The organism is Prosthecobacter sp. (assembly GCF_034366625.1).
In the GTDB taxonomy this organism is placed as follows: Bacteria; Verrucomicrobiota; Verrucomicrobiia; order Verrucomicrobiales; family Verrucomicrobiaceae; genus Prosthecobacter.
On the sequence record NZ_JAXMIH010000020.1, the window covers coordinates 24,452 to 46,618 of the forward strand.

General features: G+C 59.9%; 19 protein-coding genes. 7 read left to right on the forward strand and 12 right to left on the reverse strand.

Annotated elements, in window-relative coordinates; translation table 11 throughout:
- Positions 1–5 precede the first annotated feature (5 nt).
- The 5 genes from U1A53_RS20060 to U1A53_RS20080 all read right to left on the reverse strand — a co-directional run bounded on the left by U1A53_RS20060 (position 6) and on the right by U1A53_RS20080 (position 5,633).
- A complete protein-coding gene (locus tag U1A53_RS20060; protein WP_322283639.1) occupies positions 6–1,256 on the reverse strand; it encodes a hypothetical protein in 1,251 nt (416 codons plus the stop codon).
- Complete coding sequence (locus U1A53_RS20065; RefSeq protein WP_322283640.1) at positions 1,240–2,505, reverse strand: hypothetical protein; 1,266 nt, start codon at positions 2,503–2,505, stop codon at positions 1,240–1,242. The genes U1A53_RS20060 and U1A53_RS20065 overlap by 17 nt, the downstream gene beginning before the upstream one ends.
- Positions 2,502–3,758, reverse strand: a complete 1,257-nt coding sequence (locus tag U1A53_RS20070; RefSeq protein WP_322283641.1) for a hypothetical protein — start codon at positions 3,756–3,758, stop codon at positions 2,502–2,504. The genes U1A53_RS20065 and U1A53_RS20070 overlap by 4 nt, the downstream gene beginning before the upstream one ends.
- Positions 3,759–3,904: 146 nt before the next feature.
- Positions 3,905–4,639, reverse strand: coding sequence for a DUF1080 domain-containing protein (locus tag U1A53_RS20075; RefSeq protein WP_322283642.1), 735 nt, complete (start codon positions 4,637–4,639; stop codon positions 3,905–3,907).
- Between the two features lie 37 nt (positions 4,640–4,676).
- Positions 4,677–5,633, reverse strand: a complete 957-nt coding sequence (locus U1A53_RS20080; protein WP_322283643.1) for an alpha/beta hydrolase — start codon at positions 5,631–5,633, stop codon at positions 4,677–4,679.
- A 461-nt stretch (positions 5,634–6,094) separates the two neighbouring features.
- Between U1A53_RS20080 and U1A53_RS20085 the strand changes: the two genes are divergently transcribed.
- Positions 6,095–6,568, forward strand: a complete 474-nt coding sequence (locus tag U1A53_RS20085) for a PIN domain-containing protein (protein ID WP_322283644.1) — start codon at positions 6,095–6,097, stop codon at positions 6,566–6,568.
- Positions 6,569–6,579: 11 nt separating this feature from the next.
- Here U1A53_RS20085 and U1A53_RS20090 read toward each other — a convergent pair whose 3' ends face one another.
- Together U1A53_RS20090 and U1A53_RS20095 are read right to left on the reverse strand one after the other, a co-directional pair.
- Positions 6,580–7,527 carry an alpha/beta hydrolase gene (locus U1A53_RS20090; RefSeq protein ID WP_322283645.1) on the reverse strand — a complete coding sequence of 316 codons (948 nt, stop codon included), beginning with the start codon at positions 7,525–7,527 and terminating at the stop codon, positions 6,580–6,582.
- 69 nt (positions 7,528–7,596) lie between these two features.
- Positions 7,597–9,048: a Gfo/Idh/MocA family oxidoreductase gene (locus tag U1A53_RS20095; protein WP_322283646.1), complete on the reverse strand. Its 1,452-nt coding sequence runs from the start codon at positions 9,046–9,048 to the stop codon at positions 7,597–7,599.
- 70 nt (positions 9,049–9,118) lie between these two features.
- Here U1A53_RS20095 and U1A53_RS20100 point away from each other — a divergent pair, with 70 nt between their 5' ends.
- Positions 9,119–10,072 (forward strand): threonine dehydratase, encoded by a 954-nt coding sequence (locus U1A53_RS20100; RefSeq protein WP_345786501.1) that lies wholly within the window; start codon positions 9,119–9,121, stop codon positions 10,070–10,072.
- On the opposite strand, the gene U1A53_RS20105 is transcribed toward U1A53_RS20100, so the two are convergent.
- The 4 genes from U1A53_RS20105 to U1A53_RS20120 all read right to left on the reverse strand — a co-directional run bounded on the left by U1A53_RS20105 (position 10,063) and on the right by U1A53_RS20120 (position 16,031).
- Complete coding sequence (locus U1A53_RS20105; protein ID WP_322283648.1) at positions 10,063–11,907, reverse strand: CocE/NonD family hydrolase; 1,845 nt, start codon at positions 11,905–11,907, stop codon at positions 10,063–10,065. The two genes, U1A53_RS20100 and U1A53_RS20105, sit on opposite strands and share 10 nt — an antisense overlap.
- A 4-nt stretch (positions 11,908–11,911) precedes the next feature.
- Positions 11,912–12,871 carry a TlpA disulfide reductase family protein gene (locus tag U1A53_RS20110; RefSeq protein ID WP_322283649.1) on the reverse strand — a complete coding sequence of 320 codons (960 nt, stop codon included), beginning with the start codon at positions 12,869–12,871 and terminating at the stop codon, positions 11,912–11,914.
- 256 nt (positions 12,872–13,127) lie between these two features.
- Entirely contained in the window at positions 13,128–14,582 is a 1,455-nt protein-coding gene (locus U1A53_RS20115) for a DUF1501 domain-containing protein (protein WP_322283650.1), read from the reverse strand.
- Between the two features lie 24 nt (positions 14,583–14,606).
- Positions 14,607–16,031, reverse strand: coding sequence for a sulfatase-like hydrolase/transferase (locus U1A53_RS20120; protein WP_322283651.1), 1,425 nt, complete (start codon positions 16,029–16,031; stop codon positions 14,607–14,609).
- Between the two features lie 98 nt (positions 16,032–16,129).
- Here U1A53_RS20120 and U1A53_RS20125 point away from each other — a divergent pair, with 98 nt between their 5' ends.
- From U1A53_RS20125 to U1A53_RS20145, 5 genes are read left to right on the forward strand one after another with little or no spacing between them, the layout of a single operon-like run.
- Complete coding sequence (locus U1A53_RS20125) at positions 16,130–16,795, forward strand: hypothetical protein (protein ID WP_322283652.1); 666 nt, start codon at positions 16,130–16,132, stop codon at positions 16,793–16,795.
- Positions 16,792–17,820 carry a hypothetical protein gene (locus U1A53_RS20130; protein ID WP_322283653.1) on the forward strand — a complete coding sequence of 343 codons (1,029 nt, stop codon included), beginning with the start codon at positions 16,792–16,794 and terminating at the stop codon, positions 17,818–17,820. Before U1A53_RS20125 ends, U1A53_RS20130 begins: the two co-directional genes overlap by 4 nt.
- A gap of 13 nt (positions 17,821–17,833) precedes the next feature.
- Entirely contained in the window at positions 17,834–18,244 is a 411-nt protein-coding gene (locus tag U1A53_RS20135) for a MauE/DoxX family redox-associated membrane protein (protein ID WP_322283654.1), read from the forward strand.
- Positions 18,241–19,275, forward strand: coding sequence for a low specificity L-threonine aldolase (locus tag U1A53_RS20140; protein ID WP_322283655.1), 1,035 nt, complete (start codon positions 18,241–18,243; stop codon positions 19,273–19,275). Before U1A53_RS20135 ends, U1A53_RS20140 begins: the two co-directional genes overlap by 4 nt.
- Positions 19,276–19,331: 56 nt before the next feature.
- Positions 19,332–20,756, forward strand: coding sequence for a Fic family protein (locus U1A53_RS20145; RefSeq protein WP_322283656.1), 1,425 nt, complete (start codon positions 19,332–19,334; stop codon positions 20,754–20,756).
- A gap of 1 nt (position 20,757) precedes the next feature.
- Here the strand turns inward: U1A53_RS20145 and U1A53_RS20150 are convergent, their stop codons facing one another.
- Positions 20,758–22,158 carry a hemolysin family protein gene (locus U1A53_RS20150; protein ID WP_322283657.1) on the reverse strand — a complete coding sequence of 467 codons (1,401 nt, stop codon included), beginning with the start codon at positions 22,156–22,158 and terminating at the stop codon, positions 20,758–20,760.
- Positions 22,159–22,167 lie beyond the last annotated feature (9 nt).

Genomic DNA, 22,167 nt, shown 5'->3' on the forward strand with positions numbered 1-22,167 from the left:
CGGGTTTAAGCGAAGGCCGAATCCGGCGGCGGCGCGACGCGATGCCGCAGGATGGTGCTGAGAGACAGGCCGATGAACAACGCGCCGAACACGGCGAACACGACGCGTGCCCCACGGAGGCGATCCTCCGGCGCGGCCCCGACTTCCGGTGGCACGACGAGGCGCAGCGCGGGCTGATAGAGCTGTTGGTAGGTTTGGATCTCCGCCCGGCGCTGCTCGATCTGCTTGAGCTGCTCGCGAACCATCTCGGCGCGCAGCCGCAGGGACTCGTACTCGGGCGAAAGCAGCGTGGCACGCGCGGCGCTGAGCGCGTCCTCGCGTGACTTCATGCGTTTCTCGATCTCCTCGGCGGACTGGTCCAGCGCCTGCATCTGCGCACGGAACTGGGCGGCCGCGCCGGAGACGAACTGCTTCAGCTCGCTCTCCAAGGCGCTCACCTCGGAGACGGTCTGCTTGTACTCGTCGCTGTTCACGCCCTGCGTGGTGGTGATGCGGGCGAGGATGGCCTGCTTGGAGCCAAGACGTGAGCGCAGGCCGGCGTAACCGGCATTGGTGGCGAAGAGCTCCTCCTCCACGCTGCCTTTGGCGGTGACACTGCCGCCGGTCCCCAGCGTTTCAATTCGGCGGAGGGTTCCGGCCAGCCGCATCCGCTGCTCGGTGATGTCCGCGAGCGTGGTCTCCATCTTGACCATGAAGGAGGAGTAATCGAGCGGCAGATGCACGTCCATCTTCGCCAGCCTGCCTGCGAGTTCGAGACGCTCCTTGCCGAGATCAGCGGCGGCCTTGTCCAGCACACCGAGCAACTGCCCCGCCAGCGTGCCGCGCTCCTCGCGGCGGATGTCGTCCTGCACGGCGATGACCGCCTCCACCAGTGTGAGAGCCTCCTCGCGCTTGTCACTGCGTGCCATCACCTCGATGACCGTGCTGCCGGGCACCAAGTGCGCCATGACCGAGTCCGCCGCCATTTCGAGACCGGCCTCGTCATCCGGCCACTGCAATTTTTTCAGCGCACGGCGCAGCGTGCCGCTGCTCGTCATGCGCGCCACCATCTCCTGTGGCAGCATGCGGTTGCCATAGGCGAAGTCCACGCGCACGAAGCCGGCCATGCCGGTGGGCGAGACATCCAGCGGGCTGATCTCCACCCGCGCCTGCGCCAGCCAGGCACGCGGCGCCAGCCAGATCACCGCCACAGTGGTGACGAGCACCACCGCCGTGAGGCTCCATGCCAGGAAGCTGGTTTTACTTGCCCGCCACATAGGTTTGAAGTTTGGAGACCACACCGGCGCTCAGAACCATGTGCAGGAGACCGAGGAAACCGCCCACGAACAGCCCGACGGCCAGCGCGCTGAGGATCTTCATTTTCGACGGCCCGTCCGGCACATAGGGATCGGAGAAACGCTGCATCGTCACCGGTTTGGCCGCCGCATAGACGGACAGCTCGGTGAAGCGCGTGGAAAGCTGGCTCAGGGAGCTTTGCAGCGCCTCACGCTGAGATTTAAGCCCCACATAGATGGGATCGAGCGAGATGTCCGTCTTGCGCGCCTTCTCCTCCGTGTCAGCGAGTTTCTTCTCGAAATACTTCACCGCCTCCTCGTTGTCCTTCAGCCGCGAGGTCAGGCGCACGCCCTGCATGCCCAGGGTGTCGGAGATGGTGCGTTTCGTGGTTTCCACCTCCGCCTGCGCGGCCTGGGTGTTCGGATTTTCCGGCCCATAGCGGCTTTTCAGCGAGGCAAGCTGCGACTCCTGGTCCAGCAGCTTTCGCCGCGCCTCGGAGAGCGTGTAGTTGCGCTCCTGATCGTCGAACTCAAAGCCGCTGGGCAGCTCGCCCTTGCTGTTGAACGCGGCGATGAGGTCTGCCGCCTGCTTCAGACGGCTTTTCAGCGCGGTCTGCTCCACCTGCAACTCCGCCAGCCGCTTCTCCGTGTCGGCGATGGTCAGCGCCACGACCTGCTGGCGCTCGTTTTCGTCACTGATCATGATGCCCTTGTCGAGATTGAACTGGCGGATGCGGGTGTTCACCTCGTCCAGCTCCTTGCGCACCTCGGCGAGGCGCGTGCCCACAGCCTGCAACGCGGTGCGTGCCGTGGACTCGCGCTTTTCACCATCCACGCGGATGGCCTCGTCGATGAGCGCGTTGGCGAGATCCGCCGCGCGTTTCGGTGAATCGGCGGACACCTTGATGGAGATGACGGCGGAGGTGTCCCGCGTTTTCACATTCAGGTTGTCGGTGATCTCGGCGGGCGTGATGCCGCCGACGGTCTTGGCCGCATGCTCACGCACGCGCAGGGATTGGAAATTCTGCGCCGCCAGCTCGCGGTCCACGCTGCCCATGAGCGAGATGCGCGAGAACTGCGCCAGCCCGGCGGAGGACAGCGTCTCGCTGATGAGCGCCACCTCGCCCTCGCTGACGTATTTGCCCGGCATCTGCTGATAGGCGAACCAGCCGCCGGCGGCACCCAGCGCGAGCCAGATGGTGAGAATGAGGATAAAACGAATCAGCTTCATGGAGTGCAGAGTGCGGGTTGCAGGACGGGAGAGGGAACGCGGTCACGGTCGCGAAACGCCACCGCGCCAATGAACAGGAAAATCGGCCAGAAATACATGAACAAATCCTTCAAGGACTGCGACCACGAGTAAAACATCAGCGCCGTGGCGATGCACAGCACCGCGCGATAATACGGATGCGTGCCGCCGCTCATGCCAAACACCCAGGTGAACAAAATCGGCACCACGGTGAAGCAGAAGCCCAGCGCGCCGCGCAGGAACAGCATCGCTCCCAATGAATCGAGGTCGCCGATGTACACTTGGTTCACGATCTGGCTGCCCGGCACGGTTTCGCCCGCGCCCAGCACCGAGTGCTCGCCATACAGCCAGTTTTCAAAAGCGATGGTGCGCAGGTTCTCGCGGTCCTGCGAGGAGTTCAGCCGTGCGGAGTGTACCGCCGACGCCGCCTTCTCGCTGAGATGCAGCATCGGCCCGGCGAGCGCCGCCACCGCCAGCATGCCCGCACCTGCGGCGAGGAAAAACCACCGTCGCCCCTGGCCGACAATCACGTAGATCATGAGGCAGGTGAAACTGGCCAGGATGCCCATGCGTGAATACGTGCAGATCTGCAGCAGCACCCAGCCTGCGACACCGGTCCACTTCCACAGCGAGTTCTTCCCGACCAGCGTGAGGATGAGAAACATCAGCGCCATCGCACCGGCGAACGGCGCATACGGCGTGGTGGCCACCAGCCGCCATTCCTGGTCGATGCGGTAGGCAGGCGCGAGGAAATGCACGCTGAACAGATCCTTGTTCCCAAACAGCGAGCTGGGGATGAGCGCCTTGTACTCGATGAGGGGCAAAACTTGCGCCCCGGTGAGCGCGAAGGCGACGAGGCAATAAATCAGCGTCTGCACGCCCAGCAGAGCCGCCGCCGTGGCAATGACGCCCGGACGGATCAAGCCGCCCACCAACGGCAGAAACGCGCCCAGCGCATACGTCAGGAACCACCACGGAATGTGCTTGAAGCCCAGCCCGTGCAGGTAAAGCGACAGCAGCTCCTCCACCAGGATGCCCGTGCAACATGCGCACCACACCAGCACCAGCATCGGCGGGCGGATGCCCTCCCGCAACCACACGAAAAATGCGATGCCGATCAGCGGCCACGCCAGCAGCAGCGGCGCGATCGGCCCCAATCCGACGAAGTAAATAAGGTAGGGCGACAGGCAGGCTCCAAAGAAGACTTTTTCGATCAGACTGTTGGGCAGGGTCATTGTCGAAATGGGAGAATGCTTTTGGGCAACGGCTTCAACCGTCATCAAAGCCGAAAACGCCCGGCACACGCAATCTTTTTATGCGTCCTCAGCAAAAAGAGCCGTGGCGGCTGACCACCACGGCTCTTTCGACAGAGTTGATTGCCTCACTTCTTCGCGTCGGCTTCGGCGAGAATCGTCTTCGCTTCCTCAGCGCCGATCTCGCGCACCTTCAGGTTCCGCCAGCGGATCTCACCGCCGTGCGTTTGCAGCATGATCGGGCCTTTGGTGGGCAGTGGTTTGGTCTTGTCAGGATAATTTTCCAGCGGTGCGCCATCGACGACGAGCTGGTCGTTCAGCCACACCCAGGTGCGCGCGCCGATCTGGCGGATGCGGAAGCTGTTCCACTCGCCAAAGGGTTTGTCCGCCACCACCAGCGGATCGCGGCCCGGTGTGTCCGGCGTGTTGTTGAACAAACCGCCGGAGCCGAGATGCGGCCGACGTGTCGGCTTGGCAGGGTCAAAGACCTGGTTCTTGTCCCAGATCTGCACCTGCGGCGTGGCACGCATGTAGATGCCGCTGTCGGCACCGGCCACGGTCTTGTATTCGATGAGAAACTCGATGTCGCCGAACTCCTCCTCCGTCGTGGCATACGGTCCGTGACCGTCATTGACCAACTCGTCATTCTCCACCCGCCAGTTCGTCGCGAACTCATCGCGCATCTTCTTGAGCGCCGCGTCCTTCTTCTCGCCTTCGAGCTTCATCACAGAATGCGGATTCAGGCCATACCAGCCGGTGAGATCCTTGCCGTTGAAGATCGGACGGAAAGCGGGTTGATCCGCGCTGAAGACGGAGCCGAATGCGAGTGCAAAACTACAGAGGAGGATGGATTGGCGTTTCATGGTCGGTTGGAATGGTTGAACTGGCTGCTGTGTGGAATCACTTCGCTTCCTTGAGCTTCGCGATGAGATACTCGTTGACCGTCTTGAACTTCACCTCCGGCGCACCGGGATAAACCACGTCACAGGCCACGCCGTTGGCCTTGCAATGCTCCTGCAACTTCACGCCGAAGTTCGCCGTGTGCGTCGGGTCTTTCTGCTCCTGCCCAATCGCAGGAGGAGCACCGAAAAAGCAATAAACCGGCGGATCGTCGGACGACACGAGCGCGTAAGGCGAGTACTCGGCGATCCACGGCAGGATTTTCTCCCGCGCCGCCAGGAAGGCGTCGAAGTTCGTGTTTTCCTCCTTCTTCAAGAAGGCATGACCGCCGTACTTGCTGTTCGGCGTCCATTCGCGCATCTGCTTCGGATCAAGCGTGGTCTGCGGACCATTCACCGCAGCGGTCAACAAACGTGTCGATTCACGCGCGATGGGATCATCGCTCTTCGGATCGGCCATGTCGGGGTGGAAGGCCAGCCACAGACTCGAACACGCGCCCGCCGAGCCGCCGCTCGCGCCGATGCGCTGCTTATCGATGTTCCACTCCACCGCCTTGCTGCGCACGGTCTGCAACGCACGCGCCGCATCGGTCAGCGGCGCCTTCACGGGCGGCACCACCTCCTGCGCCTGATGAATGAAGCGGTAGTTGATCGACACCACTGAAATCCCCTCCTTCAAAAACGGCTCCACCGCGATCCCCGCCTTGTCCCCGCCCATCCAACCGCCGCCATGGATGTAAAACAGCAGCGGCGTCGGCTTGTCCGACTTCGCCTGCCAGAAATCGAGCACGTTGCGCTCGTGCGGACCATATTTGAAATCAGCCACCGTCTTCGGCGGGTTCTGCGGATAAACTTTCTTGGCCGGAGCCTTCTTGGCGGGCGCTTCAGCTTTCTTGGCCGGTGTGTCAGCGGCAAAGGCAATGCTGGTGAGCAGGAGGAGGGAAAGGGTGAGTTTCATGGACCGCATAGTACGCACGGTTTGCCGCGCATCTGGCTTTAAGAATTTGACAAACGATTGGCACCTCATTTGGTGCCCGATTCTTGTTTAGAAATTATGTGCTCAAACCTGCGAACCAGGACTTATCTATCCATTTTTGTGATACAGGCACTGTTCCTCGTTGCCTGTGAAAATGACGCTGAACGTGAGGCGCGCGAACATGCGCAATCGATGGAAAAATTATTTTGGCTTTTCGTTTTATGCGTTCCATTCGGTATTTGGTATGGGGTTTCGTGTTGGATTAAAGCGACTCAAGGAAAAAAGAGATTGAAAGACAACAACTAATTCATCAACAACGTGAGTCTTTTCTAAGGCAGCAAGAAGCTGCGAGACAACAGCAGGAGGCCGAGCGGCAGGAAAAAGTTTTTGAGACAGCTGATAGCTACCTGGATTCTTTCAACAAGGTACTCGCTGGCTGTTTGGTGGTTGATTCCAACATCTGGATGAATCGTGAGTACGAGGCTTTCTTTGGAGCTCTGCGCTTGGCAGCTTTAGAAGCTAAACGACAAGTTGTATTGCCGGGTGTCCAGTTTGACGAAATCTGTAATATCAAAAATCGTACGGGGTATGAAGATCAAAAAAACAAGAGAGCTCGTTTAGCGATCAACCGAATAGAGAAGGCTCAGAAAGAAAAATGGCTCAGAATAGATTCAATTTCGACAAACGCTGATAAGCGAGCCTACGCCGATCCGATTGTAGCTAAAATCGTTCGAGATGCCTTAAAACTCGATCAGCAGGTCTATTTCTTCTCTGACGACATTGAGCTTCGAATCAGAATTAGGGAGCAAAATCACGATATAGAACCAACCAGATTGGGAATTTACGAAATACAGGAAATCCTCGCTGGTTGCGAAGCGATAATCGAGGCTGATAAGCTTATTCAATCACAAGCCTGAAGGTATTAGTTTTACTTCTTCAACGTCGCGATCAAAAACTCCGCGATCGTCTTGTGCCTCACGTCCGGAGCACCGGGATAGACGAGTTCGCATTCGGTGCCGATGGCCTGGCAGTGTTCCTGAAGTTTGACGCCGTAGTTGGAAGTGTGGGTGGGATCTTTCTGCGGCTGGCCGATGGCGGGGACCGCTGAGTAAAAGAGATAAACGGGCGGATCGTCTTTGCTGACGAGCTCGTAGGGCGAGTATATCTTGATCCACTTCAGCACGGACTCGCGCTTCTCCAGGAACTCGGCAAAACGGGTGTCACGGGTTTTGCGGTCGTTCGGATCCATAAAACCGAAGGCGTGACCGCCGTAGCGGCTGTTCGGCGTCCACTCGATGAGCTGTTTCGGGTCGAGCGAGGTCTGCGCGCCGGTCACCGCCGCGCACCAGAGGCGGGTTGACTCGCGAGCGATGGGATCGCTGCTCTTCGGATCGGCCATGTCGTCGTGGAAGGCGAGGTAGAGGCTGCTGCATGCACCCGCGCTGCCGCCGCTGGCCCCGATGCGCTGCTTGTCGATGTTCCATTCATCCGCCTTGCTACGCACGAACTGCAACGCACGCGCCGCGTCCTCCAGCGGCCACTGCACCGGCGGCATCACGCCCGCTAGGTGTGCCTGCCAGGAGTAGCGGTAGTTGATGGAGACGACAGAAATGCCTGCGGCGAGGCAGGCTTCAAGTTCACCAACACCCGATTTGTCCCCATTCACCCAGCCACCGCCGTGGATGAAGAACAGCAGCGGCGTGGGCTTCGCGGACTCCGCCTTGTAAAGGTCGAGCACCTGGCGCTCATGCGTGCCGTAGGCCACATTCGCCATGGTGGGAGCGCGTTTCGGCACCGGAGCCGGTTTGGCGGCTGGTGCAGGTGTTTGCGCGTGCAGAGATACAACGAAGAGGAAGGGGAGTGCGAATCGTTTCATGAAGGGAAGTCATTCCAAAACGCGGCAAACGCCGCGTTTGATCAATCGTGGGCGCTCTCTCTGAAAAACTCACACCTCCGGCAGCTCAAAACCGGCGGCGTACTCTTCCTGGCAGAGCTTGTTCGCCTCGGCGGCGAATTCACCAGTGAATTGATTGCTCGCGGGATCGTAGTCGAGCCAGGGGCCAGCGATGATCTGCTGCGAGTTGAGGTCGATGCGGTTGGCGGCAAGATTCTTGAGAAACTCGGCAAAGAGTTCCTGACCCAACTTGTCGCCTTCGAGGCGCTCTTTGATTTCGTCGTTCTTCATCGCCTTGCCGAGGCGGTAGGAGACGTTGGCGAGGTGGGACAAGCAGGCGGCATGGTGGCCGTGGCGGATGTGCAGCACGTCCTTGGTGTATTTGCCGACGCGGACGGAGTCGATGAAGTTCTTCATGTGGTCGGGGCCGGTGAGGAAGTTCTCGAACTTCATGATCGCCTTGCCCTCGTTGTCGTAGGCCTTCGATTCAGCCACATAACCGCCTTCACAATGGATGATGTTGCCGTCACGCACGCCTTTGAACGGAGCGGAACCGAGCTTCGGATTCATATCCTTCATGGGCAGGCCAAACTTGTCCATGATGAGCGGCACCGGCTCATACGGATGAAAGGCGATCTGGCAGTTCGCGGTCTGGCCGTCATCCACATAACCCCAGCGATTGCCGAAGCTCATCACGCGCTTCGGCAACGTGTCGGGATCGCCAAGCGCCCAACGGGCCACGTCATATTGATGCGGACCCTGATTGCCGATGTCGCCGCCGCCATACGGCCACTGCCAATGCCAGTCGTAGTGAAATTGTTTCCGCATGATCGGCATCTCAGGGCGCGGTGAGGACCACAGTTTGTAGTCCACCGTGGCAGGCGGCTGCTGTGGCCCGTCCACTTTATCAATGCTCATGCGCAGGCCATGAACGAGCGCGTGGGAGAGCTTGGTCTTGCCAATGTGGCCTTCCTTCACCCACTGCATCGCCGACGCCCAGCCCTCATCGGATCGGCGCTGCATACCGTGCTGCACGACGATGCCCTTCGCAGCGGCTTTCGTTGCCGCAGCCATCAGTTTGGCGCTTTCGATGAGATTGTGACTCACCGGCTTCTCGACATAGACGTGCTTTCCATGCTGCAAAGCGGTGAGAGCGATGAGCACATGGCTGTGATTCGGCGTGGCGATGGTCACGGCATCCACATCCTTGTCTGCGCAGCACTCGCGGAAGTCTCGGTAGGTTTTCACCTTCACTCCCTTCTTGTCGAGATCAGCCACCTTTTTGTCCACGACGGCGGAATCCACATCGCAGAGAGCCACCAGCCGCACACCGGGCACCTTCAAGAGTTCGTTGATATGACCGCCGCCACGACCGCGAAAGCCGATGACGGCAACGCGCACATCGCCATTGGCACCCAGCGGTGCGGCCCAGGCAGGCAACGAGACGGCTCCAGCGAGGGAGGTTTGCAGAAAGCGACGACGTGAGGTGGCGGGCGTGTTCATGGTGCGAGTCATACGCCGGGAGCGGGCTTGCCTTTGCGAAGTTCATGCCTAGCCATGTCACATGGAGCCATTGCCAACCCTCAGCGAAATCGAAGCCGCCAAGGCTCTCATTCGTCCGCACATCCGCGAAACGCCGACCTATCGCTGGCCGTTGCTCGAAGCGGGTCTCGGCTGCGAGCTGTGGTTGAAGCATGAGAACCACACGCCCGTCGGTGCTTTCAAGATCCGCGGCGGATTGGTTTATATGGATGAACTGAAACGCCAGCAGCCCGAAGTACGCGGCGTCATCGCCGCCACGACGGGCAATCACGGCCAATCCATCGCCTTCGCGGCCAAACTGAACGGCCTGCGCGCAGTCATCGTGGTGCCGCATGGCAACAACCCGGAGAAGAACACGGCGATGCGCTCGCTCGGAGCCGAATTGATCGAGCATGGCCGTGAGTTTCAAGAAGCGCTCGAATATTCACGCGAACTGGCTGCCAAAGAGGGCCTGCATGCGGTGCCGTCGTTTCATCCCTGGCTCGTGCGTGGCGTGGCGACGTATGGCTTGGAGATGTTTCGCTCCGTGGCGGATTTGGACGCGGTTTTCGTGCCCATCGGCCTCGGTTCCGGCTTCTGCGGCATCGCAGCGGCCCGTGAGGCACTGGGATTGAAGACGAAGATCATCGGCGTCGTGTCCGAGCATGCGCCCGCGTATGCGCTGTCGTTTCAGCAGCGACAGTTCGTCGAGCAATCGAGCACGACGCGAGTAGCGGAAGGTGTGGCGTGCAAAACTCCGAACCAGGACGCGTTGGAGCATGTGATCCGCCATGCGCATGACATCGTGACTGTGAACGACGACGACGCCATCACCGCCATGCGAGAGATCATTCAAGCCACGCACAACATCGCCGAAGGCGCAGGTGCGCTGGCTTATGCGGCGCTGAAGAAGCATCGCGATGCGTGGCGGGGCAAACGCGTGGCCTGCGTGCTCACGGGCGGGAACGCGAGCATGGGCATGCTGCGCGAAGCGCTTCAATGCTGAGGCACAAACGGCAGCACGATGTGCGAAGGATGCTCGGCACCGTAATGGATCGTGTTCGTGGCGATGACCGTGCGGCGGTGCTGCTGGAGCGGCTCGCCGGTGTTCGGGTTCACGTCGAAGCGTGGGAAATTGCTGCTGCTGATGTCCACGCGGATGCGATGGCCTTTTTTGAAGACGTTGCTCGTGGGGTAGAGCTTGATCGTGAAGGGATAGACTTTCCCCGGCTCCATGAGCTTTTCCTCCTGGAGCGAGTCACGGAAACGGGCGCGGACGATGCCGTCCTGGAGATTGAGGTCGAAGCCATGCGGCCAGTCGGCACTGGGAGGATAAACGTCGATGAGCTTGGCGGTGAAATCGGTGTCCACGGCAGAAGACGAGCCCCAGAGCTTCACCTCGATCTCGCCGGTGATTTCGATGTCTTCGGCAAGCGGTGCCGTCTGAAATACGAGCACGTCGCGGCGTGCGGACAGCGGGATGGGTTTCGTCCAGTTCCAGAATTTGTCACCGCCACGCTGATCCCACGCGCCCTGCTGCATGATGCCGTCGCCGGAGGAAATGTTGCCGCCGAGCGTGGGCACGGGATTGTGCGGATCAAACGCATAGGCCATCCATCCGCTCTCGTTTTTCGGCTTCACATCGCTCAACAGGCCATTGGGATACAAGTAGAAAGGCGTGGGCTTCGCACGGGCCAGCGGCCATTCCTTTTCATCGCGCCACTGACCGCCGTGATTGAGCAGGCCGTCCTTGGTCTTGCTGCCATCGCCGGTGCCCATGACGAAGATGCGCACTTTCTTGGCGAAAGGCGCGGATTTGCCGACGCTGTTGTCGAGTCCCTTCATCCAGTGATCAAACCACTCCTTACGCCAGGCGAACTGATCCGCGATGGCCGCATCGCTGCCGAACTCGACCTGACCGTGCGAGGATTTCGTCTGCGCACCGTGAATCCACGGCCCCATGATCAAATACACATCGCTTTTCAGCGTTTTCGAGAGTGCGATGAAATTGGCGGAGGTGTTGCCCGCCCATGAATCATACCAGCCGCCAACGAGATAGACCGGCATGTCCTTGTAGCGCGAGGGATCGGCCAGGATGTTGTTCTGCGCCCAGAAACCGTCGTCTTTGCCGTGACGCATGGCCTGGATGAGCCAGTCCTCGTATTCAGGAGCGAGTTTGAGCGGCGTGGAGCCAGGACGCAGCGGCAGGTGGTTCAGATAATCCCAGCGGTTGTCCGCCATCTCCTTCAACTCGGCCTGCGTGGCGGGATCGAGCGCCGCGTTGCTTCCTTTACCCGCGTTGAGCATGATCCAGTTCCAAAAGCGCATCTCAAACGCACCAGCGTTGCGCATGCTCTGGCGGCCCATGTTGGACACGGCATCGACCGGAATGACTGTGGTGAGCTGCGGCACTTTTTCCAAAGCCATCGCGTGTTGCGTGCCGCCGACATACGAGGTGCCCACCATGCCGATTTTCCCGTTCGACCACGGCTGCACGGCAATCCATGCCGCGCAATCGGCCCCATCGACGCCGTCATCAGTCATCCAGTGCCACACGCCTTCCGAAGCGTAACGGCCTCGCGTGTCCTGCGCCACGAAGGCATAGCCATTCGCGGCAAAGTATTCACCGAAGCTCTTCGCGCCGTCCTTGTTGTAAGGCAGACGCGTGAGAATAACGGGCAGTTTGTCTTTGTTTCCTGCGGGCAGGTAAATGTCGGTGGCCAGCTTCACGCCATCGCGCATGGCCACCATGACGTTCTTCTGAACCTTGATGGCAGGTTCCTGGGCATGCAGACAGAAGGCGACCAGCAGAACCGCCGTGAACAACGAGCGCGGAATCATGAGCTTACTCCGCGAGCAGTTTCGCCACCGTTTCTTCGAGTCCGCCACGAGCATTGGTGCTGACGACCATGCCCTTCTTGTTGAGCAGCCACATGGCCGGGATCGAGTTGATGCCATACTTGGTGGAGATCTCGTTCTGCCAGCCCTTGCCGTCGAAGTACTGCGGCCATTCCATGCCCTTGTCCTTCACGAAGGCCTCTAGCTCGGCCTTGTCCGAATCGAGCGAGATGCCGACGATCTCGAAGCCTTTCGGATGCAGTTCTTTGTAGGCTTTGATGACGTTCGGCAGCTCTGCCACGCAGGGTCCGCACCAAGTGGCCCAGAAGTCGATGAGCACGACCTTGCCCTGAAGTTTCGCCAGATCGACCTCACGACCGTCCACAGCGGTGAATTTCATTTCTAGGGGCTTGTTCTTCAACTCGGCGGTGGCCTTGATGCTCTTCACCTTGCCCTCGACCATCTTGTTCATCTTCTCCGCAGGGAAATCTTTCAAATGCTTCTCGGCTTTGGCGATCCAGGCGGCGGTGTCGCCTCCGGGACCTTCGGCAGCCTCCGCAGATTCCATGACGTTGATCAGGCTGGCCTCCGATTTGGTCTCGGGCTTGGCGTCCTCGGCCTTGAGGATGTCATCAATGCTGATGGCGACCTTGGCAGGAGCTGGAACGCCCGCGATCTCACGCGCGCGCCCGACCATCGCTTCAAACAACGCTGCTTCATAGCGGGCTGGATTCGCTGGAGCCGCTTTCATCGCCGCCGCGTAGGCCGCGTCGAATTCAATCAGGCCCGTCTTGAGCTTGGCGATGGCTTCCTCTCGAGAGTTGGGCTTCTCCTTCGGATTCTTGATGCCTTCGACGACATCGGTGACCTTCTGCCATTCGGCGTCGCCGTCAGCAGCACAAAGAGAAGAGGAAACGGCCAGGACCAAAGTCGTGACCCCGATGCGAAGAAGGCGGTGCGCGTTCATGATCCAGCCTAAACGGGGCAAACCGCCGCTGACAATCGTTTACGCGAAGATTTCCTTCGTAGGCCGGATGTGTTCGGCGCGTTGAGCCTCGCCAACACGAGTGGCGTGTTCGCCGAACTATCCTGCTGGGTTTGGGGAGCGTGCGCAGGCCGGGGAGCATACGAGAGCACCAAGAGCCGGATAGTTGGGCGAAGGATGCGAGGGGAAAGGAGATGTTGATTTCCGCCCAACACATCCGGCCTACGATTCGAACATCTCACGCGAAGATTTCTGTCACCGGTTTGCCTTTCCCATCCTCGGTGACGTAAAACGGCCGTCCCTCGATCTCGAACTCGGTTTTCGGGCTGATGCCCATCGCGGTCATGATGGTGGCATGCAGGTCCATGACGCTGACGGGATTTTTCGTGGCGATGAGCGGGCGTTCGTCCGCCGTTTCGCCGTAGAGGAAGCCTTTCTTCACCCCGCCGCCGAAGGTCATGACACTGGTGCCGCCGGTGAAGTGGCGGTGCAGGCCGTAGTGCTTCATTTCGCTGAGCGTATCGACCTTGAAGGTCGTCTGGTCGTTCGCGGTGGAGCCGGGCTTACCTTCCATGAGCGCATCACGGCTGAACTCACTGGCGATGACGATGAGCGTGCGGTCCAGCAGGCCCTTCGCCTCCAGATCGCGCACGAGCTGCGCGATGGGGCGATCGATTTCCTTGTGCATGGCGTCCACGGTGGTGTGGCCGTCCTTGTGCGTGTCCCATTGGAAAAACGGCACATACTCGGTGGTGACCTCGACGAACCGTGTGCCAGCCTCGATCAAACGGCGTGCGAGCAGGCAGCCCCGACCGAATCGGCCCGTGTCATACTTCGCGTAGCTCTCCTTCGGCTCCAGCGTGATGTCGAAGGCTTCGCGTTCCTTCGCACTGAGCAGGCGGTAGGCGTTGTCCATGCTGCGGAGCATGGATTCCTGCTGATAATCGCTCATGAACTCACGCTGCGGGCTTTGATCAACGAGTTTGCGGAACAGGCGGTCGCGGTTGGCGAAACGATTCGCGTCCATGCCCTTCGGCGGCTTCACGGACTGCGCGGCTTCTTCAGGAAACGGCAGGTTCATCGGCCCGAACTCGCTGCCGAAGAATCCGGCGGTGGTGAAGGCCTTCAGCTCCTCGCTTTCGCCGACACCTTCGAGGCGCTGGCCGATGTTGATGAACGCGGGCATCACCGAGTTGCGAGGTCCAAGCACCTTCGCCATCCATGAGCCGATGTGCGGGCAGGCGACCGTCTGCGGCGGCACATAACCCGTGTGCCAGTGATACTGATGCCGCGAGTGCAAAATGCTGCCGAGGTCCGGCTGCACCGCGCTGCGGATCAGCGTGCCGCGATCCATCACCTGCGCGATGTTTTCGAGGCCCTGGCAGATTTTGATGCCGTCCACGTTCGTGTTGATCGCCGGAAAGGTGCTGAGCATCCTTTTCACTTCGAGACCCTTCTCGAACGGCAGGTAGCCCTTCGGGTCAAACGTGTCCGGTGCCGCCATGCCGCCCGCCATCCAGAGCAGAATGCAGGCATCAGCCTTCGCGGGTGGATGCGTGACTTTGTCCCCCGATTTGGCCCAGATCGCCTTCGGTGCGCCGGTCATCCACGCTGCGGTGCTCGCTACGGCGAGTTTCTTCAGGAAATCGCGGCGAACGAGATGCTCTGGGAGGCTGGGATCGAGATCGTGCATGTTGGAAGTAAAACGTTCCCAAGATCACTTCACTGGCTCATTTTTCTTCTTCCCCTGCCCTTTCAGCGGGCGCGAATCGGGCTTCCCAGGCATGCCGGAGTGCATTTGACCGGCAGTGGGATCACGTGGGCCTGAGGGAAGCGTTTTGGCCCAAGTCGTGACCTGAGCAGCGAGTTTCTCGACGATGTCAGGATGATGCTCGGCCACGTTGTTGAGCTGAGTGAGATCTTTGGTGATGTCGTAAAGTTCCACACGACTGCGGTCGGGATTCATGAGGAGTTTCCAATCGCCATCGCGGATCGCGAGCTCGGGGCTGTGATGAAACGGCTCACCGGAGATGTTGAAACGCCATTCCCACATGAGCGGTTTCGTGCGTGGATGTGACTGGCCGAGGAGCACGTCGCCAACGTCTTCTCCATCGAACGTGTGATCGGCAGGCGGGGTGACGCCCGCGAGTTTGCAGATCGTGGGCAGCCAATCGACACCAGCCATGATGGCTTTGTCCTCGATGCGGCCTGCGGGAATCTTGCCCGGCCAGCGCAGGATTCCAGGCACACGGATGCCGCCTTCATAGAGGCTGCGTTTGCGACCACGGAACGGCCCCGCACTGCCGACGCCGCTGTGGCCCGCATTGCCGATGTGAATGTCCTCGGGGCCGTTGTCGCTGCTGAACAGGATGAGCGTGTTTTCGTCTTTGCCGAGTTTTTCGAGTCCGGCGAGCAAGCGGCCGATTTGCGTGTCGAGATCGGTCACGCTGGCGGCGAAGATCTGCATCGCCGAGGCGTGCGGGAAGTCTTTTCCATTCGCACGCAGCCGTGCATACGGCGCCATCTGCTCCGGCGTGGGATTCAGCGTGGCATGCGGCACGAGCGTCCAGAGCTGAAGATAAAACGGCGTGTCACCGGCTTTCTCGATGAACTGGAGACACTCATCGACAAAGATGGCCGTGGATTTCGCACGAAAGTAAGGATCGGCCGCCGGACCGTTCGCGCCGTCTTTCTCCGAGGTGCCGACGAAGTCGAAGCCATACGCGTCTGGCGGCGGGCCGCCGGAATTGCTGCCGAGATGCCATTTCCCGATGTGCGCGGTGGTGTAGCCCGCTGTTTTCATCAAACTGGCCGCATTCGGCACCTGCGGTTCCAGCCAGTTGGACATGCCACGGGCGTCGTTTTGCTGCTTCGTCGCATAATGGCCATGAATGCGATGCCGCGACGGATACTGGCCGGTGAAGAAGGCGCAGCGGCTTGGCGAGCACACGGACGCATTCACGTAGAACTGCGTGAACAACGTGCCCTGCTTCGCCATGGCGTCGAGATTCGGCGTTTGGATGGTTTTGTTGCCGTAGCACCCGAGATCACCCCAGCCGAGATCGTCGGCGAGGATGAAGATGATGTTTGGCCGCGCCGCGAAGAGCGAAGGGCAGAGAGCTAAAAGAAGAATAAAGCGCATGGCAGCGGCGAAACGATGCCATGCGAGCCGAACTGTCATGAACCAGCCCCAAGATTCCGCGTTTGACTGGCGTGTAGCCATCGCCATCTGCATAAGCCGTGTTTCCCAGCCTCCACCATGTTCTGTTTGTGCTCCTGCCCGTCGCTCTGGCAGTGCGCATGGCCCTCAAGCCACGGCCGGCCACGCTCGATGTGGCGAACGGCGTCATGCATTTCTGTCTGGGCTTTGGCAAATGGGTGCTGCTGGTGGATCCTCTGTGGCATCTGGCGTCTGTGATCAGCATCGGCGGCCCGGAAAGCCTGAGCACGAGCCTGGCGTGGATGGAATTTCTGGCGCGAGTGCTGGGCCTGCATTTTGCCCTTACCTCGCTGGAGGATGTGATCATCGGGCTCGGCGGCATGTTCGGATTCAAGCTCACCGACAAGGTTCAGGAAATTCTCACGCTGCGTCGCTTCACCAAGGGAAAATTCCTCCGGCATCTGGCGATTCTCGTCGTGCTGGCACTGGCCAGCGGCGAGGTCTGGCTCCATCCCAAATCGTTCTTTGTGTCGGCGCCGCGCACCGTCGCCACGGTGTTTCAGCAGGCGCGGGTGTGGACGGATTTTCATGTCCTCACGCTGTTTGCCGCGCTGGCCTGTTTCATCGGCCTGCCATGCTCACGTGATTTTCTACGCGTTTCCGCCCCGTGGAAGGCGGCCGTTTGTCTTTTCACATTCCTGCTCGCGGTGGCGATGCTGTGGACCCATGCCGCACCCATGTCATGAAGCCTGCCCCGCCCAAGATTGACCCCACGAAGCGCACGTTTGTGCCGCCCCCGCCGGAGTTCAGCCTCAAGGCCGCGCGCAACGTCATCCACGCGTTTGTTTTGGTGCTCGCGGTGACGCTGGTGTTTGAGGTCGCGGCATGGTTCACAACGTCCAGAAGTAATCTCGCCGCAGGCTGCGTCCGCAGCGGCATGCAATGGGTACTGACGCAGGCCTTGAACGAAGGCAACAAGGACGTGCAGCTCGGACGCGAAGGCTGGTTGTTTGCCCAGGCTGAAATCAACCGGCTGGTGCATGCAAAACACGATGCAAACGAGGTGCATGCCGGGTTGATCAAGCTGGCGGCACGCTTGAAAGCGCAGGAGGCGCAACTGCTGGTGGTCGCGATTCCCGGGCGGCTGGCCTTGTATCCAGAGCAGCTCCGCCCCGGCCAATATGGCGGACCCGTGCGATTGAAGGACGAGGCTGAAAAAATCGCCGCGCTCAAAGAGGCTGGCATTGATGTGCTGGACATGACTGACGCGCTGTGGGAGTTCCGTGATCGAGAGCAGATTTTTTTCGCCCAGGACAGCCACTGGACGCCCGAGGCCATGAAGGCGATTGCGCTGGCCCTGAACAAGCATGTGCGCGAAAAATTTCCACGGCTGGCGAGCACCGAAACGCCGATCATCAATGCCACGATCCTTGAGCGTGACGACGCAGGCGACCTCAGCCGCAGACTCGATCTTTTCCGGCCTTCCCGGCTGCTGGGCGATGAGGCCGCGGACCTGATTTCCATCCAAGGCATCGAGCCGGATGCGAAATCCCCCATTGTGCTGCACGGTGGTGAACTGATGCGCGTGTACGATGATCCCACACTCAGCTTTGGCGGTGGCGACAAGCCGCCCAAGGCCGGGTTTGCCACGCAGCTTGGAACGTTGCTGGGACGCTCGCTCGATGTGCGCGACCTGCCGCAGGCGGGTGATGCCTACGAGGACAAAAAGCTCGTCATCTGCCTGTTGCCGATGGCGGAACTGGTGCCGTAAGTTTTGCCTCCTCATGCTTCGACTCCTTCTTCACTTCTTTTTCGGCGGTGTGTTTGTGTACTCAGGCATTCTCAAGGTCGCGGACCCGATGTCGTTCCTCGATGATGTGCGCAGCTTTGACCTGATTGGCGATCCGTTTGCCGCGTGGCTGGCGATGGGGCTGCCGTGGCTCGAAATCTTTGCCGGACTGGCGGTGATGAGCGGCTTTTTGCGTTCCGGCGGTCTGCTGATCCTGAATGCCTCGCTCCTCATTTTTCTCGTCGCGATTTCGAGCGCCTGGTGGCGCGGGATCGACATCCGCTGCGGTTGTTTCGGCCACTCGGATGCGACCACCAACTACCGTGACCTGATCCTGCGTGATCTGCTGCTGCTGGCGGCAGGCATCGTGCTGGTCTGGCATGGCAAGCCCAAACTCAAATCATGAGCGTCGAAACCAAATACCACTTCGCTTCCGACAACACCTCAGGCATTTGTCCTGAAGCGTGGCAGGCGCTGGAAGAAGCGAATGCGGGCTACCAGCCAAGCTACGGTGCCGATTCGATCACAGCAGAGGCTTGCGAGACGTTCCGGCGTTTTTTTGAGACGGACTGCGACGTGTATTTCGTGTTCAACGGCACGGCGGCGAACTCGCTCTCGCTGGCGACGCTGTGCCAGAGCTACCACAGCATTATCACAGCGCAGGAGGCGCATGTGGAGACAGACGAGTGCGGCGCGCCGGAGTTTTTCAGCCACGGGTCAAAAATCCTGCTCGCCCGCAGTCCGCTGGGCAAACTGGATCCTGCTGATGTCGAGCGGTTGGCGACGAGCCGCAATGATGTGCATTTTCCGAAGCCGCGTGCGCTGAGCATCAGCCAAAGCACAGAACTGGGCACGGTGTATCGCCCCGGTGAGGTGAAAGGACTCGGCGCTCTCGCGAAACAACATGGGCTGGCGATTCACATGGATGGCGCGCGATTTTTCAATGCCCTGGCCGGTTTGAACTGTGCTCCCGCCGACATCACCTGGCGAGCCGGTGTTGACGTGCTGTGCTGTGGCGGCACGAAGCTGGGCATGGCGGTCACGGAAGCCGTGGTGTTCTTCAACAAGGAGCTGTCCCAGGAGTTTGCCTACCGCTGCAAACAGGCGGGGCAGCTTTGCTCGAAGATGCGTTTCATCTCCGCGCAATGGTTGCGCATTCTGAGCGATGAAACGTGGAAGCGGCATGCGCAAAACGGCAACTTGCTGGCGAAACGTCTCGCTGATGCGCTGGGCCATCTGCCCGGTGTGCAGATTTTGTATCCGGTGGATGCGAACGCGGTCTTTGCCAAACTGCCGGAGAAGATGAAGGACGGTCTCAAGGAGCGTGGCTGGGTGTTCTACAGCTTCATCGGCGGTGGATCGCGACTGATGTGCTCCTGGCACACCGCAGAAGCCGATGTCGATGCCTTCGTAACCGACGCGGCACGATTCGTCTGAAATCGTGCCAAATAAACGTTGAATCGTGCCAAAATCACGCCATTATCGTGCCACTCATGAGTGACACCAGGCTGAATCGTGCCATCGCCGATGCCCCACACGGCATCGGGATTGATGCGCTCGTGCATAAGCTCGGCAAGGAAGCTTCACGCCGCACTTTGCTGCGCCGCCTCGAAGAAATGGTGAGGCATGGTGAGGTTGAACGCATCGGCAAAGCACGGGCAACGAAGTACCATGCCATCGCAAAAGCTGCGGCAAATCTGCCACGACGCGAGATGCGGTATGAAATGCCTGAGCGTGAATCCATAGTCGTGCGCGAGGATACTCCGACTGATGAGTCAGAGGGCAATGACGCCACGCTGCGTGAACTGCGGGATGTGTTCCGTGAGCACTACTCGCTGCGCAAGCCGGTGGGCTATCACCGCGAATTTCTCAATTCGTATGTGCCGAATAAGACAGCGTATTTACCAGCAGAACTACGCGAGCATTTACGCGCAAAAGGACAGTCTGCACAAATGGCAGAACTGCCGCCAGGGACTTACGCACGGCAGGTGCTCGACCGGCTCATCATCGACCTCAGTTGGAACTCCAGCCGCCTCGAAGGCAGCACCTATTCGCTGCTGGAGACGGATTTCCTGCTCCAGCAGGGACACAGCGATGATCCCGTACGCCACAAAGAGGCACGGATGATCCTCAATCACAAAGCGGCCATCGAGTTCCTCGTGGATTCACCAGACGATCTGGGTTTCAACCGCTACACCTTCCTCAACCTGCACTCGATCCTCACTGAAGGGTTACTGAAGAACTGGAAAGCGGAAGGAGCGCTGCGCACCTGCCCAGTGGGCATCGGCGGAAGTGTTTATCATCCGACGAGCAACCCCGCCGTGATCGAAGAGTGCTTTGACCTGATCCTGCAAAAGGCCGCAGTGATCCGCGATCCGCTGGAGTGCTGCTTTTTCCTCATGGTACAGATGCCGTATCTGCAACCTTTTGAGGACGGCAACAAACGCACCTCGCGTCTGGCGGCGAACATCCCGCTGATCCGCGCGAATATGTCGCCGCTGTCGTTTGTGGGTGTCCCGGTGCAGGATTACACGACCGGCGTCCTCGGCGTGTACGAGATGAACCGCATCGAACTGCTACGCGAGGTCTTTGTGCATGCGTATGAGCAGTCCGCGTCTCGCTACGCGGCCATCCGCGATGAACTGGGCGAGCCGGAGCCAATCCTGCTGCGCTACCGCAACGAGATCGCGGACTTCATTCGTGATGTGGTGGTGAAACGTCTGGGCAAGCTGGATGCCGCCGCTCTGCTGCGCCGCTGGGCCGGACAAAACATCACCGCGAGCGAGCGGTCGAAGTTCATCGAGGTGGTCGAGGAGCGGCTGCTGTCGCTCAGCGAAGGCAGCATCGTGCGCGTACGTGTGCGCCCGTCCGAGTTTGAGGCATGGTGGCCTGTATGGAACGAGGTGCGTCCGAAGTGACTCACACGCCTTCGGGCATACCGTCGGCAGCGGCTTTTTCATCGGCGACGCTGGAAAGACGCTTGAAGTGCAACTGCAGCACGCGGCGGAGATCGGCCTTCGTGGTGGTCACTTCGTATTCTTCAATCGTCACTTTCTCACCGACCTTGGGCAGATGACCGAGCAGATGGGTGACGTAACCACCGATGGTGGTGACTTCGTCGCTCTCGAGGTCGATGCCGGTCTGATCAGCGAGTTCGTAGAGATTGTAGGTGCCTTCGACGGTGAACTCGTTCTCGTTGATGCGGCGGAACTCGCTGACCTCGTGGTCGAACTCGTCCTGGATGTCGCCGACAATTTCTTCAAGCACGTTGTCAAGCGTGACGATGCCTACAGCGCCGCCGAACTCATCGACGGCCAGGGCGACGTGGACGTGCTTGTCGAGGAAGAAGCGCAGCAGTTTGTCGATGGGCATCATCTCCGGCACCATGTGCAGCTCGCGTTTGATTTTGCGCAGGTCGGGCTGTGGTTTGCCGATGAGACTGAGGAGATCCTTGATGTGGATGGTGCCGATGGCGTGGTCGAGGTGGCCTTCGACGAGTGGGTAGCGCGTGTGTTTGGAGTCGATGGCGACTTTGAGGCTGGCCTCAAAGGTCTCATCGGCATCGAGCGAGACCACCTGGTTGCGCGGAGTCATGACATCGCGCACGCAGCGGTCGTTGAGGGCAAGGGCGTTGAGGAGGATGTCCTTTTCGGTTTCCGTCACCTCCTTCGACTTCTGGCTTTCGGCGACGATGTGGCGCAGTTCCTCTTCGGAGTGGGCCAGCTCGCTTTCGGAGACGGGATCAATACGGAAGAGAAACTTCAGCGCAAAGTTGGTGGAGCCGTTGAGGATGATGATGGCCGGCTTGAGCAGGACATAGAAAAAATGCAGCGGACGGGCGATGACCAGGCTGACGGCCAGGGATTTGCGAATGGCGAGCACCTTCGGCGTCTGCTCCCCAAGCACGACATGCAGGTAGGTGACGACCGCATAGGCGATGCCGATGGAGGACCACCTGATGACGGTTTCGTTGACGATGCCCAGCTTGAACATGAGCGGCTGCACCACCATCGCGACGTAGGGCTCGCCAAAAATGCCGAGCGCGATGCTGGTAAGCGTGATGCCAAGCTGGCCGGCGGAAAGGTAGGCGTCCAGATTCCGCGTCACATGCTGGGCAAACTTGGCCCCATGGGTGCCTTCCTCAATGGCGGCCTGGAGCTGGCTGTCGCGCACTTTGACAATGGCAAACTCGGCGGCGACGAAGAAGGCGTTCAGCAGCACGATGGCCAGGACGATGAAGGCCTGCCAGAAAAGTTCGCTGGAGGTAAACGCCCACTCATGCACCAGTTCGGCGGAGAGATTGGCAAGCAGGGGGGTCATGGAGTGGCG